Below are 15,992 nucleotides of genomic sequence, written 5' to 3'. Positions count from 1 at the left end.
CTCCGCTTAACGTTTAGAAATACACAGTTACTTCAACTAACAAAAAAAGCCACTCTAACTAAATAGAGTGGCTTTTATATTTTAAGTCTTCAAAGATTAAGCTTTCTCAGCTAATAGCTCTTCTTGAGCCTCTTTGTGTCTTCTTTCAATTTCTTCTTTATCTTTTCTTGGCATAGTATCCACTAATACTGGAGTAGCTAAGAATAATGAAGAGTAAGTACCTACGATAATACCGATTAACATAGCAAAGATAAATCCTCTGATAGAATCACCTCCGAATACGAACATGATTAACAATACAAGGATTAAAGTAAGCGATGTATTAATAGTTCTAGATAATGTAGTGTTTACTGAATCATTAACGATTTTATTGAAATCTCCTTTTGTTTTACCTGCGATGTACTCACGTACACGGTCAAATACAATAACGGTATCATTCATAGAATATCCGATAACAGTCAAGATTGCAGCGATAAAGTGCTGATCAATCTCCATATGCCATGGCATAAACTTGTAAGTTAAAGAGTAAATACCCAATACAAAAACAACGTCATGCGCAACAGATACAATAGCTCCTAATGAATATTGCCATTTACGGAATGAAATCACTAAGTAAACGAAGATAGCTAACATAGATCCTAATACAGCCCAATACGCATTTTGTTTAACGTCTTTTGCCATACTTGGTCCTACTTTAGAAGCTTGAATAACTCCTAATGTTTTACCTTCAGTAGCATTTACGAATTGCTCATAAGTCATTGGTGTAGAATAGTACCCTTTTAACCCTTCGTATAATTTCTCATTAACTTCTTGGTCAACAGATGCACCTTCTTCTTCTACTTTATATTTAGTAGTAAGTTTTAATTGTTGTTTGTTACCAAACACTTTAGCCTCAACACTTACACCAAATACTTCACCTAATTTATCACTTACTTCATTAGCAGTAACTTCTTTATCAAACTTAACTTGGAATGTTCTACCTCCAACGAAGTCAGTTCCTTGGTCAAATCCATTCACGAAGAATGAAGCAAAAGAAACAACTACAATGATAATAGATAAACCATAAGTTACTTTCTTAACTTTAAGGAAATCAAAGTTAAAGTTAGTAAACCAGTTTTTAGTTACGTTAGTACAGAACTTCAATGTTCTACCAGCTTTAACATCTCTATCCATAAAGATACGAGCGATAAAGATAGATGTAAATAAAGAAGTAGCGATACCAATTAATAATGTAGTAGCAAATCCTTTAATAGGTCCTGAACCGAATGCAAATAAAATAACCCCAGTCAAGATATGTGTAACGTTAGCATCAACGATAGGACGCATAGCCCCATGCCAAGAATAAGATTCTTTAATCGTATCAGCTAAGCTCATTCCTTTACGAAGACATTCTTTCGCTCGTTCAGAAATAATAATATTAGCATCCACTGCAGTACCCATAGTAAGTACGATACCAGCAATACCAGGTAATGTTAATACAGCACCTAAGCTAGCTAGGATACCGAACATAAATAACAAGTTAGCTAATAAAGCAACGTTAGCATACCATCCAGCTCTACCATAGTAGAATGCCATCCAAGCAGCTACAATAATTAAACCAGCTACAGCAGATAACATACCTGCGTCGATAGCTTGTTGTCCTAATGATGGCCCTACGATTTCAGATTGAACGATATCAGCACCTGCAGGTAATTTACCAGCACGTAAGATATTCGCTAAGTCTTTTGCATCAGCAACTGTGAAGTCTCCAGAGATAGAAGATCTACCACCTGAGATAGGTCCACTAGTAACACCAGGAGCAGAATAAACGATATTATCTAATACGATAGCAATATTCGATTGTTCAGTATAAGCTTTCCCAGTAAGTTCTTCCCATATTTTAGCTCCTTTAGGGCTCATAGTCATACCTACTACAGGACGGCTAAACTGATCATACTCATCTTGAGCACCAGTAATAACACTTCCACTTAATGGTGGAACACCATCTCTATTTGTTTTTAAAGCATATAACTCTACTAAATCAGGAGCTTTTTTACTTGGTTTACCCCATGCAAAACGAGCATATTTCTGATCAGCAGGTAATAAGTTACGCACATCAGTTCTATTAATAAATGAACTAACTTTAGCAGTATCTTTCGTTTGGAAATATCCTAAGATTGGGCTTCCTTGTTGTCCACCCATTGCGAATAAATCTAATAAAGGATTAAATTCCTTAGTAGTTTCATTCCCCATTGAATCTTTAGCTACTGTACCTAATAAAGCTTCTACATCAGATTTCCCTTTTGCATCTGCTTGACCTTTGTCAGCTACTTGATTCTTTTGGTTAGTTTGTTTCTCAGTAGTCTTTAAATACTCATTAGCAGCCATTAAATAGTTTCCTATTTCATCTACTTTATAAGTTTCCCAAAACTCTAACTGAGCTGTACTTTGTAATAAATTCTTAATACGGTCAACGTCTTTTGCTCCAGGTAACTCAACTAAGATACGACCTGAATCACCAAGCATTTGGATGTTTGGTTGAGATACACCGAACTTGTCGATACGCTCTCTGAATACACGGTAAGCACTTTCGATTGATTCTTTTATCTTTCTGTCTAAGATAGTTTTTACTTGGCTATCTGACATACCTACAGTGATCTCACTAAGATTTCTATTAGCGAAGATATCAGCTGAAGCTAATTTTACAGCACCTTTTGATTCTTTGTCAAAAGCACTGTAAAAAGCGTCTAAATAGCTTTGATTACCTTGTCTTTGTGATTCAGCTTCCGCTAGAGCTTTGTTGAAAGTAGCGTTTTTTGAATTATTAGCTAAACCTTTTAAAATGTCTTTGATTGATATCTGTAACGTAACATTAATTCCTCCTTCTAAGTCCAAACCTTTATTGATTTGTTTAGATCTCACTTCATTGAATGTTTGTCCTAGAAATACCGTTTGGTTACCAATTGAATCAAGGTATTGTAATTCTTTTGTCGAATCACCATTAGCAAAAGCTTTCGCTTTATCTTCAAAGTGATTGGTAACAAAGGTAAATGACAGTTGGTAAATACTTACCAATGCAAAGATAATTGCAAAAAATTTAACGAGTCCTTTGTTTTGCATTATTACTAAAATTAATTATTTACTTTTTTTAAAACGAGCAAATATATGATATAGCCAATGATTAACCAATTCTTTCGTTAAGAATATCAACAAAAAGAAACAATTAATTTAACCTATATTTTAACATTTAAGCTCTAACAACTATATATTGGTCAGTTCTTTATTAGTATCACGTACTGCATTAGCACTTGCAATGAACTTCTCTAACTCCTTATCGTTTAATTTAATATCAACGATTTGTTCCACTCCATTCTTTCCTATAATACAAGGCACACCAATACAAATACCTTCTTGACCATACTCTCCTTCTAAAAATACTGAACAAGGTATCAATCGTTTAAAATCATTTAGTATACTCTCTACCACATTTGCTACAGCTGCTCCAGGAGCATACCATGCAGATGTACCTAACAACTTAGTTAAAGTTGCTCCACCTACCATTGTAGATTTACAAACTTCTTCTTGCTCCTCAACACTTAATAATTGAGTAACAGGAATACCTTTATAAGTAGCATATCTAATCAATGGAATCATAGTAGTATCTCCATGTCCACCGATAACCATACCTTCTATATCATAAACTGGCTTATCTAACTTCTTAGACAAGAAATATTTAAAACGTGCAGAATCAAGAGCTCCTCCCATTCCTATCACTCTCTTACGATCTAGTCCACTTATCTTTAACGCAGCAAGAGTCATTGTATCTAAAGGATTCGTTACCATTACAAAAATAGCATTAGGAGAATACTTCAATGCATTTTCTATAACAGACTTCACTACTGAAGCATTAGTCCCTATCAACTCTTCACGAGTCATACCTGGCTTTCTAGGAATACCTGACGTTACAACAATAACTTCACTATTAGCCGTCTGACTATAATCACCTGTAGTACCTTTTACTATAGTATCAAATTTAGAATTTGATGCACATTGCATAATATCCATTGCTTTACCTTCAGCGTATCCTTCAGAGATATCTACTAAAACGACTTCACTAGCAATTCTTCTGTTAGCAATAACGTCAGCACATGTAGCCCCAACATTACCTGCTCCAATAATTGTAACTTTCATAGATTCTATATTTTAGGTTAAAAAAAAGGTCAAGACATAAAATGCTTGACCTTTATTAAATTTTATTTATCTAAGCTTCTTTAAATTTGAATTGTAAAAACTCTAAACTTGCTCAAATACTAAGCATCAATTTTAGCGTAAGTAGCATTCTTCTCGATAAAGTCTCTACGAGGTGGAACTTCATCCCCCATTAACATAGAGAAAACTCTATCTGCTTCTTGTAAGCTATCAATAGTAACTTGTCTAAGAATACGGTGTTCTGGGTTCATAGTTGTATCCCATAACTGCTCAGCATTCATCTCTCCAAGACCTTTATAACGTTGTACACTTGAACCACTACCCATTTGTTCCATTAAACCAAGGCGTTCTTCATCTGTCCAAGCATATTCTTTCTTCTGACCTTTTTTAACCATATAAAGAGGTGGCGTAGCAATAAATACATGCCCATTCTCTATTAACCCTCTCATATAACGGAAGAAGAAAGTCAAGATTAACGTTGCGATGTGGCTACCGTCCACATCGGCATCACACATGATTACTACTTTATGATAACGTAGCTTTTCAAGGTTTAATGCCTTACTGTCTTCTGCTGTTCCCATAGTAACACCTAAAGCAGTAAATATATTTTTAATCTCTTCGTTCTCAAAAACTTTGTGTCCCATCGCTTTCTCCACGTTAAGAATCTTACCTCTTAATGGTAGAATAGCTTGGAAATTACGATCACGTCCCTGTTTTGCTGTACCCCCTGCAGAATCTCCCTCCACTAGGAATACCTCACATTTAGAAGCATCTTGTTCAGAACAGTCAGATAGTTTACCTGGCAATCCACCACCTATCATAACCGTTTTACGCTGAACCATCTCACGTGCTTTTTTAGCAGCATGACGAGCTTGAGCAGCTAAGATTACCTTTTGTACAATTATCTTCGCATCATTAGGATGTTCCTCTAAATAGTTCTCTAACATCTCAGCTACAGCCTGACTCACAGGAGAAACTACTTCTCTGTTACCAAGCTTAGTTTTAGTTTGTCCCTCAAACTGAGGTTCCATAACTTTTACAGAAATAATAGCTGTTAAACCTTCTCTAAAGTCATCCCCAGTAATCTCGAACTTCAACTTCTCTAGCATACCAGAAGCATCTGCATACTTCTTAAGTGTTCTAGTTAACCCCATACGGAACCCTTGTAAGTGTGTTCCTCCTTCGTGCGTATTAATATTATTCACATAAGAATAAATATTTTCTGCATAAGTATCATTATAAATTAAAGCAACCTCTACAGGTACTTCTCCTTTATCAAGCTCCATTGAGATAACATCTTCGATAATCGGCACACGGCTTCCATCTAAGAATTTGATAAACTCTTTTAAACCTTCTTCTGAGAAGAATACATCATTTTTATACTCTCCTTTTTCTTCAACTACTCTCTTATCAGTCAAAGTAATTCTCAATCCTTTATTCAAGAAAGACAACTCTCTTAAACGACCAGCTAAAGTATCATACGAAAATTCTAATGTCTGAGTAAATATAGTCGGATCTGGCTTAAACATAACTGCTGTACCACGTTTCTCCGTTTCACCAACTACCTTAACAGGAAATAAAGCCTTACCTTTTGAATACTCTTGTTCATAGACTTTTCCTTCTTTATAAACAGTTGCTCTCAACAAGTCTGATAACGCGTTAACACACGATACCCCTACTCCGTGAAGACCACCTGACACCTTATAAGAATCCTTGTCAAACTTACCTCCTGCACCAATCTTAGTCATTACAACTTCCAATGCTGACACTCCTTCTTTCTTGTGAATATCTACAGGGATACCACGTCCATTATCCTCTACAGTAACAGAATTATCTTCATTTATAGTAACACTTATCGTATCACAGTAACCAGCTAAAGCCTCATCAATAGAGTTATCTACCACCTCATAAACTAAATGGTGTAGTCCTCTTACCCCCACATCACCAATATACATCGAAGGACGCATCCTTACGTGTTCCATTCCCTCAAGAGCTTGGATACTATCAGCTGAATAATTATTCTTATTTGTTTCTTGGCTCATAATAATAATCTAAAATATCTAACGTACAAATATAACAAATTTTATAGACTTTATCAACCCTAACCCATCTTAAAATACCATTATTATCTTCCTTTTTTAAAAAATATATACTTTTAATAAATAGGGAACCGTCATCTTTAAATCAACTCTAAACCACTAATCGAAATGTTCAATATATATTTTATAACCCAAAAAAACATTAAGACGACTAATCTCTATAAAGGTACACCAAGACCAATTTAGAGTTTATCAAGATACAGCTGACTCATTACCACACCACACTCCTATTCCTTGCTTAAAAAGGCTAAAACCTAACACTAGAATAGTGAACAACATAGTTGACATAATACTCAGAAACACTTATTCTACCAGAGGTTCAATTGTAGGATTATAACTGTATAGTTATCGTAGAACAAGACTAATAGATTAACTCCAATACAAGAACATCTTAAAACAGGTGTCTTAACTAAAAGGTGGAAGAACTATTATAAGAAAAAAACACAAGAAAAAGAACTTGTACAGTAATGACAGGATTACTAAAACAAGTGTACAGTCAGAACTAGGATTATAAACAATAACTGTACAGTTATGGTAGGATGAGGCACATTTTTTACAATGGTCGCATAGTGATCGCATAATGATGGCATAGTGGTCACATAGTTTACCCCCTTTTTAATGTGACCATTATGCCATCAGACTACCATCATTCCGCCATCATAAGATTATTTTCTCCTTCATTACGTATCAATCATATATCTTCTATTAAATTTAGAATAAACAAAAAAACGCAGATGTATACACATCTGCGTTTTTTATCTTTTTTAAAAAGTCTTTCTAGACTAATTCATGTATTGTAAACTCACAATTATTAAATGTGAATCTATCATGTAACTTTCTTCCTAATATCTCCTTGGCGATTGGAGCATCCATAGAAACAGCTAATACTGAACGATCATCTACGATGATCTTAGGTAATGCAGCTGAGAAAAATAAATACACTGTATTAATTTGCACTAAGCTTCCGAATTCTACTACTGAGCTGACTTTCTCTTCGTCTATCTTATTGACTATATCGCGCATCGCAATATTTTCTAAGATTTTTTTACTCAAGTTTTCTTGTTCTAAATGCATCATTGACAGTCCTGTCTCATGCTTATCCCCAGCAGAACTTTTGGCGTCGTTCTGTGCGTCTAAAGACATATCTGTTATGATTCCCTGCAACGCTTCCACCTTGTCATTTAACCGTTCTAAACAAATTGTTTTTAACTTCTTTTTTAATGTCATCATTACGTCTTTTAATCCCTTTACTTTCCTTGCGAAAAAGTAAAACATGTTTTGTTGTTTGTGACGACAAAAGTAAGTTATTAATTAATGTAATAAAACAGCATTGTGCATCTTTTAGCACCTTTTAATCATAAATTATCATTTTTTAGCTTTATTTCTAATTACAAAATCTCAAAAATCGAATTTATACATTGCTCCGCCCATAACTTGCAATCCTTGTGTTCTAAAATTATCCCACTGATTATACTTCTGATTAAACAAGTTGTTAACCTTTAAAAACACAGTCCAATTCTTAGTTGGTCTATACCCTACTTTCATATTTAGGTCTACATAATCCTTAACATCTACCACTGTTGGACTCTCCCAAGTATTGTACTCCCCTATTAATCCTGTAGCATCTATCACGAATACATCCTTGCGTTTACCTACATAAAAGACATCCATAGTAGCAAACCATTGCTCTGTAAAATCAAACTTAAAATCAGCACCTGCTTTTACTTGAGGTAAATTCCATGCTTCTAATGTACTTGTATTATAACTATTATATTCTCCGTGTAATCCAACCGAAACATTGTCTTCAAAATCAAATCGCAATTCACCAAACAGATTAAATGTCTTTACATCTCCATACTCCACTCCGAAAGAGTTACCGAACATATAAGGAACTCTCCTTTTATTCAATGAATACTCGTTATGTACGAACATCGCTTTGTCTTTCTCACGCTTATAAGATCCCTTTACATTATAAGAGATATTATTATCTAACTTCCCTTTTAATCCAATGTATAAGTCGTATTTCTTATCAGTTGGAGTGATTAATACATTAGGTGAGATAAACGGGTTCTCTTCTGAAAATTGTTGAAAAGAATTCTGTTGCAACCCTCCCTCTAATCCTGCATAAGTGATTAAAAGTCCTGGTACTAAATCATACGAAGCCTTTACTTGAGGATAGATATAGAAGTTGTTCTCAGACTTACCTGCGATATCTCCATTATTAAAGAACACCCCTACTCCTAACTGTACAGAATAATTGTCTTTTCTAAAGGTAATATTAGGCTGAGCCCCTATATTTAAGTGACTATACTTTACCTTATCTGCTGTAAATGGATTCTTATACTCTGTACCAACGTAATCAACAATCACACCGATATTAAGATCACCAATCTCTAATGCCGTCTTTACATTTGGACGTATTTTAAAGTGATTTTCTACAGTTCCAAAATCATCCCAAAAATAATCATATCTAAAATCCATATTCGTAAATGGTGAGTTTCTAAACTCTACTCCACCATTCACAAAAACATTCTTATAATGTTGCGCTTCGCTAACACCATTAACATCTGCGCGATTAAAGTCAATCTCCTTAGTTGGTAATCCGTAATAGTTACTCAATTGGTAACGAGCTCCTGCTTCTACCGTCCAACCAAAGTCTTTTAATTGTCCTCCATAAACTAATCCTCCTTTAGTATTCGAAAAACTATCGTCTAAAATCTGGTTTTTAATTCCTCCTTGAGATGAGAAATGACTAGCATACCCAGCTAAGAAACTATTCTTATTTAGTTTATGACTTAGAAAAACCTCTCCGTTAATATTCGTATAATTACCTGCTGATAACAACGCGTAATTATTAAAACTCATTAATCTACTCGTTTTCTCCACAGCTGCCGCTTGTCCCTTCTCTGGAACGAAAGTTGACGCTACTGGAAATGAACTTATCGTATAAATGACTGGTTTCTTATTACCTATCGCGTCATCGTCATTATTAGCTGTTGTTCTAACTTTAAATGCATCCGAAATAGTCGCATCATAAGCTCTTACAACATTAACTACCTCAGTCCCTAATTTATTGGGATCTGTATTTTTATCTTGAGCAAAACCTACTCCACATACTAATGTGACAGCAGATAATATCGTATATATGTTCTTATTGTTCATTTTAAATCTATTCTTAATTAAAGTACTATTGAGCAATCGAAGAGTTGCGTTTAGCCTCTTGACTTTTGATTGTTTGCAATTCCTGTTTTGCCTCACTTACTACATCAGGGTAATCAGTAAAATTCTTAGTAACACTCTCTAGAATATAAGTTGCTTGGTAACTATCTTTTAATTGATAAAAGTTCTTAGCCATTAAGACTAATCCTTTTGCTCCATAATACTTATAACCTGAATACTCCTTAGCTAATTTTTGTACTGTTTCATTTGATGTCTCGTACTTACCATCTTTATTTTTAAAATAAGCATCATAATACAATGCCTCAGCAGCTAGCTCTCCCTTAGCTATCTTTAATACTTCTTGATATGCTTTTTTAGCTTTCGCCTCCTCATTAGTAGCCATAGCTGTTCTAGCGATAACTACCTGAGCATCACTCTTAACTTTATTATCAGTCTTTGGCATTTTTAATACAGCCTCAGCATAAGTAAGCGCTTCAGCATAGCTGTTTTGCTCATAGTACAACTTCATCAAGTTAGACTTAGCGAACACAACATTCTGCTCTTGTACAGCTTCTGTATCTAATCGTTTTAAAGAACTAATCGCTTTAGAAGTATTTTTATTCTTAAGGTAAATCTCTGCTAAACGAGCTAGTGAAATCTCAGAAAACTCATTCTTATCTTTACTTACGACCGCTTCATAATTCACCACAGCCTTATCTATATTGTTCTCTGCAAAATACATTTGACCTAAGTAAAAATGTGCTTGTAATGCCTTTTGACCAGTTGGGAAGCTTTTTAGATATTTCTCATACCCCTCTATAGCTGTTTTTGTATTATTCTGAATATACTGCTTCTCCGCTGATTCATAAGTATCTTTATCTAACTCAGCATCTGTAACCTGTACAAAAGACAATCCCTTTACCCAAGCCGCATACTCATCTACCTTACCATTATCTACATAGATTAAACGAGCATTTTGCACTGCCTCTAATGCTTCTGAAGAATCCGGAGACTCCTTCACCACTTGTTTAAACTTAACTAAAGCCTCATTAGGTTTATTCGCATTGTAATTAATTAACCCTTGACGCAATACTGCTCTAGGCTTATAACTTGACGTTGGATAATCCTTTAATAGTTTATCAAAAGCAACTAATGCCTTCTGATCTTGATTCATCACATCATAAGTAACCCCAATCTCGTACTGTGCATCATCTGCCAAATTAGACTTTGGAAAGTCTTTAACGAATTGTGTCAAGTCTTCTATCTTACGTGGGTTTCTATCTACGAATCCGTAACTAACAGCCTTTTGAAAACGAGCGTATTCAACATCCACTTTATTTGCTTCAATAACTTTGTTATAAGCTTCCATTGCAGGCCAATATTTACCTGTTACGAAGTTACAATCTCCTAATCTCAAGAAAGCATCTAATCGACGAGACTCATCCTTAGGCGTACCATCAGTATATTGTTTAAAGTATTCTCCCGCCTTAGTATAATCCTTTTGTTTAAAGTAAGAATAAGCTAAAGCATAGTATAAATTATCGCGTTCTGACAATCCTTTAGACGATGTGTTTTGTTCAAAAGCATTAAACTGTGCTATTGACTCTTTAAAATCATTTAGATAGAACAGAGTCTCCCCTTTCCAGTATTGTGCTTTTGCAGTATATTTTAAGTTTTGTTTCTCTGCCAATGACTTGTCAAAAAGCCCTAAAGCACCTTTAAAATCTCCCTCGTTAAACAATTCTTGTCCACGTAATAAAGTTACCTGTTGGTACACTTCTTTATTTCCTACAGAGCGATTCTTCTCTAATAGAGCCAAAGCCTCTTTATAGTTACGTGACGAAACATATGAATCAACCAATAACCCCTCTATTTCAGCTTTATAAGCAGAGTTAGGATATTTAGTGATATAATTATTTAATACACTTGGCGTACTCTCATAAGCATTACCTATATCATAACTAAGCTTAGCATAGTTTAAGAAAGCATCTTCTTGAATACCTGCATCGAAGCGCATTTCAGAAGCATTCTTAAATGCATTTAATGCCTGTGTTTTCTTATGAGTCTGTAAGTAACTCTCTCCTAAATGATAATATGCATTCTGAGCGATCGCATTATCACCACCGATAATTTTATTAAACTGTTCGATTGCTTTAGGATAATCTTTTGACTTGTAGTACGTATATCCTAATTGGTAGAAGTCAGTATTACTCCACTTCCCACCTTTACCTTGATAAGCTAAAAGGTGAGGCAATGCCTTATCATATTGTTTTAAATTAAAGTAACTCTCTCCTATGATCTTTGATAACTCAGACTTCTCTTGAGCATTTGACACTCCTATTTGAGCTGTTCCTTGGTCAATAGCAGTTTGAAAATTACCTGTCTTAAAACTCATGTCAGCTTGGTAGTACCCCATCTTCTCTTGATAAGAAGACTTTGTCTCTACCTTGTTAAACAATTGTTTTGCTTCATCAAACTTATCAGAATCATAAGCGATATATCCTAAATAATAAGTGGCTTGTTCTCCCCATTCACCACGAGAATTAACCTTCTTAAGGTAGCGTTCAGCCTCTTTCTTATTTTTTGTATAAAAGTAACTATACCCTTTCTCAAAGTTGAAACGGTCTAGTTTTTTTTCGTTTGTAATAGCATTCTCCTTTACCTTAACAGCATATTTAAGCGCTTTAGGGAAGTCACCTTTACTAAAGTAATAATCAGTAACCTCTACATAAGCTTGATTTTGCTTAGAACTAGTAGGATAATTCTTAACGAACTCATCTATTTTATCCTCAGCTCCATCTTGATTTAGACGTATAGCACAATGAGCAATATAATAAGCACAATCAGACTCCACCTCCGTATTTTCGCCTACATGAGCTTGCTTTACTTTAGAGAACAACAATTGAGCTGCTAGATATTGTTCTTCATTATATAGGGCCACAGCATGATTATAATCAGCTAACCTATCTACATAAACAGCTGACTGTTGAGCACTTGCAGTTATACTCCCTAGTGCAAGAGTTAATAAAGTTAATCTATTATTTTTATGCATTTCAATTCAGTTTTATATAACGTCAAATATATCATTTTATACTCTTTTAAACTTATTTTTCAGCAATATATTGCCCTATATATTATCAAAAATATATTTAAAAGCGAATTTAACAATACGCAAAGCAATTATATAAAACACCATCTCATCTTAAAACATACAGCTCTGATAATACCCACTTACCTATATAATTATCTACTAAACAAAAAACTCGAGTCTTTTAGACTCGAGTTGACTTTATATATATCACAAATAAGGGGAAAGTAATCCCAATATTATAGGAGCCAAAATAGCCGTGAAGATTCCATTAAAAATCATCCCTACACTAGCGAATGCACCATACTTATCACTAAGCTCCATCGCTTTCATCGTCCCCATTGCGTGAGAGGATGTCCCCATTGCTATCCCTTGAGACATAGGATTACTGATACGAGTAAGATTAAGTACTTTAAACCCCACCATACTTCCAAATATACCTGCTATCATAACCACTGCTGCTGTCACTGAAGGTATTCCACCTACTGACTTAGATATTTCTAAAGCGATAGGTGTACTAACAGATTTAGGCGCTAATGACAGAATAATCTCTTGGTCAGCGCCTGTTACTTTAGCTAAAATAACTACTGATACCACTCCAACGACACATCCTACGAGTTGACTAAACAAGATAGGAAACAATTGCTTCTGTATCTTTTCCCACTGAATATATAATGGTACAGCTAAAACCACAATAGACGGTTTTAAGAAAAAATCAATATACTGTCCTGCCTCTTCATAATTGCTATAAGGAATATCTAAAATGAACAAATAAGCCATCAAAATGACCATAGATAAAATAATAGGATTAAATATAATCCACTTCTTCTTTGTTGACAACCACATTCCACCAGCATAAAGAGCCAATGTCATAAACAACAAAAAAGTTGGGTTTGCTAAAAAACTCATTTCTTCTTTCTTAATAATTGATGAGTAAATCCAGTTACAAAAATCACAATCGCTGTACTAACAAGTGTTGCAACAACAATAGGAACTATCGATTTACTTAGAATACCAAAATAATTCAACATAGCTACACAAGGTGGTACAAAGAAAATCCCCATGTTCTTAATTAAGAAATCAGTGATTCCACCGATGTCAACTACCTTCACCCACTTAAGTTTAAGCAGTGTAAATAATGCTATTAAGCCTATAATACTTGATGGTAGTTTTAATCCTGTCAGATAAACTACTAATTCTCCAAAGGCAAGACAACCAATAACAATTGCCACCTGTTTAATTAAATTCATTTTATCTAAATATTTATCACAAAATTACTAAACTCAATCTCCACCAAACTACATATTGCGATAAATATAATTATTTTAACAAAACAGTTTGATCACATTGTGGTTAAGTAGCAATACAAAAACAATACAATCTATTAGCTATTTCATAACTTTTACTTAATCTAGAAGACAAACAAAAACAACATCTTTGTACTGTAAACAAACAAGAACATTATGAAATAAAATATAAGTAAATAATATTGGTTAGTTAGAACAAAAGGGGAAATCTGAAGCAGGTTTCCCCTTTTGATTTTAATATCAATATCTATAGTTTGTCTATATTTAGATACAATTTCTATTACACCTCTAAACTTTCTTCTATCTGATGATATTTTCACTACAACAACTACGTTATTATTGTTTATCTTAGTACTTTTACCACAAAATTTACGATTACTATGTCAAAGACAGTTTTATCCCTTCAAGGAGTTGATATCTTCCAGAATAAACACAAAGTACTTTCTAATGTAAACTTAGAGGTTAATAAAGGAGAATTCCTATATATTATAGGTAAAACAGGTTCAGGTAAAAGTAGCTTTATGAAGACACTTTATGCCGACTTACCATTAGAAGTTGGTGAGGGATCGATCGTTGACTATGATCTAAAAATGTTAAAAGAAAAGGACATCCCTTACTTAAGAAGATCATTAGGTATCGTATTTCAAGATTTCAAACTACTTCCTGATAGAACAGTCTACGCTAACTTATACTTCGCATTAAAGGCTACGGGTTGGTCAGAAAAAGAAGCGATGAGCAGAAAAATACACGAAGTTCTAGACAATGTAAACATGCTAGCACATATCGAGAAAATGCCTCATCAACTATCAGGTGGAGAACAACAAAGAATTGCTATCGCTAGAGCACTATTAAATGATCCAGACCTTATCTTAGCTGATGAGCCTACTGGTAACCTAGATCCTCAAACAAGTGCAGAAGTAATGGAGTTACTCCTAAATATCAATAAAAATGGTAGAACAATTATCATGGTGACACATGACTATGCTTTACTATTAAAATTCCCTGCCAAAACATTAAAATGTGATGCAGGTACACTATTCGAAGTAGTACACCGTACTACTCATGGATAAAACAGGATCAACTATAAAAAAGAAACGACCATAAAAACTAAGTTTTTATGGTCGTTTCTTTTTAAACTATTTCTCTTGTGCCAATAACAAATCACTATAAGACACCGCTACCAAATCCTCTTGCTTTAACTGAAGAAGTTTAAAAAACTCATCGCATTGTACTTTTAAATCCACACCTTCTTCCGCACCTACACTACACGCTTCTACTTCTACAAAAAGACCTAAACCCTCTACATTATCGAGATGTACACTGACGTTCTTATACTTCAAAACCTTACGCACCTTAGACACCTTTACTTTTATCCCAAACTGCAATTCTAAGATGCCTCCTAAAGCAGCATTCTTCTCGTGTTTATAATAGATAACATCAGATCCTTTTGCATCTATTCCATCAGCACGATTATAATAGATCAAAGAGCTATATGTATCATATTCTCTCAATTTCACCCTACCGATAGGCACATTATAATAAGTATCCACTTGGGTATAAACACCGTCTAAAACAAACTCTAATCCACTTAACCTTTCTTCCATCACAGCTAGATCAGCTACACGAGCTTTAAACTCTACATTCTTTAATTCCATATTGCTTTAAGTTTAGTAATACCAAACTTAAACCTAAAAAATAAACTATCAACTATTGTAAAATAAAAAAGCCCTACTGCGTACAGTAGGGCTTTAAATATATTAAGTAAGATTAATCCGATTTGACAAACGTTTATTATTTTACTCTATTAACGATAGCTGCGAAAGCTTCAGGGTGATTCATTGCTAAATCTGCAAGAACTTTACGGTTCAATTCGATATTGTTAGCTTTGATTTTACCCATGAATTGAGAATAGCTCATTCCATGTAATCTTGCACCAGCGTTGATACGCATAATCCATAAAGCACGGAAGTTTCTTTTCTTTTGTTTTCTGTCACGGTAAGCATATACCATTGCTTTTTCTACCGCGTTTTTCGCTACTGTCCAAACGTTTTTACGTCTACCAAAGAATCCTTTGGCTTGCTTCAAAATTCTTTTTCTTCTTGCTCTTGAAGCTACTGAGTTTACTGATCTTGCCATTTCTAAAAATGTGTT

General features: G+C 34.3%; 11 protein-coding genes. 1 reads left to right on the top strand and 10 read right to left on the bottom strand.

Annotation, left to right across the window (positions count from 1 at the left end; genetic code table 11):
• Positions 1-96 precede the first annotated feature (96 nt).
• From secDF to CF599_RS08320, 8 genes are all read right to left on the bottom strand, one after another.
• Entirely contained in the window at positions 97-3,099 is a 3,003-nt protein-coding gene (gene secDF, locus CF599_RS08355; protein ID WP_121965580.1) for a protein translocase subunit SecDF, read from the bottom strand.
• Positions 3,100-3,240: 141 nt separating this feature from the next.
• Positions 3,241-4,170, bottom strand: coding sequence for a malate dehydrogenase (gene mdh, locus CF599_RS08350; protein ID WP_121965579.1), 930 nt, complete (start codon positions 4,168-4,170; stop codon positions 3,241-3,243).
• Between the two features lie 119 nt (positions 4,171-4,289).
• Positions 4,290-6,230 (bottom strand): DNA topoisomerase (ATP-hydrolyzing) subunit B, encoded by a 1,941-nt coding sequence (gene gyrB / locus CF599_RS08345; RefSeq protein WP_121965578.1) that lies wholly within the window; start codon positions 6,228-6,230, stop codon positions 4,290-4,292.
• Between the two features lie 834 nt (positions 6,231-7,064).
• Complete coding sequence (locus CF599_RS08340) at positions 7,065-7,562, bottom strand: hypothetical protein (RefSeq protein ID WP_254050262.1); 498 nt, start codon at positions 7,560-7,562, stop codon at positions 7,065-7,067.
• A 123-nt stretch (positions 7,563-7,685) separates the two neighbouring features.
• A complete protein-coding gene (locus CF599_RS08335; RefSeq protein ID WP_121965577.1) occupies positions 7,686-9,449 on the bottom strand; it encodes a TonB-dependent receptor in 1,764 nt (587 codons plus the stop codon).
• 25 nt (positions 9,450-9,474) lie between these two features.
• On the bottom strand, positions 9,475-12,498 hold the full coding sequence (locus tag CF599_RS08330) for a tetratricopeptide repeat protein (protein ID WP_121965576.1): 3,024 nt from the start codon (positions 12,496-12,498) through the stop codon (positions 9,475-9,477).
• A gap of 246 nt (positions 12,499-12,744) precedes the next feature.
• Positions 12,745-13,443, bottom strand: coding sequence for an LrgB family protein (locus CF599_RS08325; RefSeq protein WP_121965575.1), 699 nt, complete (start codon positions 13,441-13,443; stop codon positions 12,745-12,747).
• Entirely contained in the window at positions 13,440-13,784 is a 345-nt protein-coding gene (locus CF599_RS08320) for a CidA/LrgA family protein (RefSeq protein ID WP_121965574.1), read from the bottom strand. The genes CF599_RS08325 and CF599_RS08320 overlap by 4 nt, the downstream gene beginning before the upstream one ends.
• 437 nt (positions 13,785-14,221) lie before the next feature.
• On the opposite strand from CF599_RS08320, the gene CF599_RS08315 reads away from it, so the two are divergent.
• Positions 14,222-14,911, top strand: a complete 690-nt coding sequence (locus CF599_RS08315; protein ID WP_121965573.1) for a cell division ATP-binding protein FtsE — start codon at positions 14,222-14,224, stop codon at positions 14,909-14,911.
• Between the two features lie 66 nt (positions 14,912-14,977).
• On the opposite strand, the gene CF599_RS08310 is transcribed toward CF599_RS08315, so the two are convergent.
• Positions 14,978-15,496, bottom strand: coding sequence for a class IV adenylate cyclase (locus tag CF599_RS08310; protein WP_121965572.1), 519 nt, complete (start codon positions 15,494-15,496; stop codon positions 14,978-14,980).
• Between the two features lie 136 nt (positions 15,497-15,632).
• Positions 15,633-15,977: a 50S ribosomal protein L20 gene (gene rplT, locus CF599_RS08305; protein WP_121965571.1), complete on the bottom strand. Its 345-nt coding sequence runs from the start codon at positions 15,975-15,977 to the stop codon at positions 15,633-15,635.
• Between the last annotated feature and the right edge of the window lie 15 nt (positions 15,978-15,992).

The organism is Myroides sp. N17-2 (assembly GCF_002286775.1).
Taxonomy (GTDB): domain Bacteria; phylum Bacteroidota; class Bacteroidia; order Flavobacteriales; family Flavobacteriaceae; genus Flavobacterium.
The sequence above is the reverse complement of the archived record's forward strand: the minus strand, read 5'-3'. Positions and strand labels throughout refer to the sequence as shown.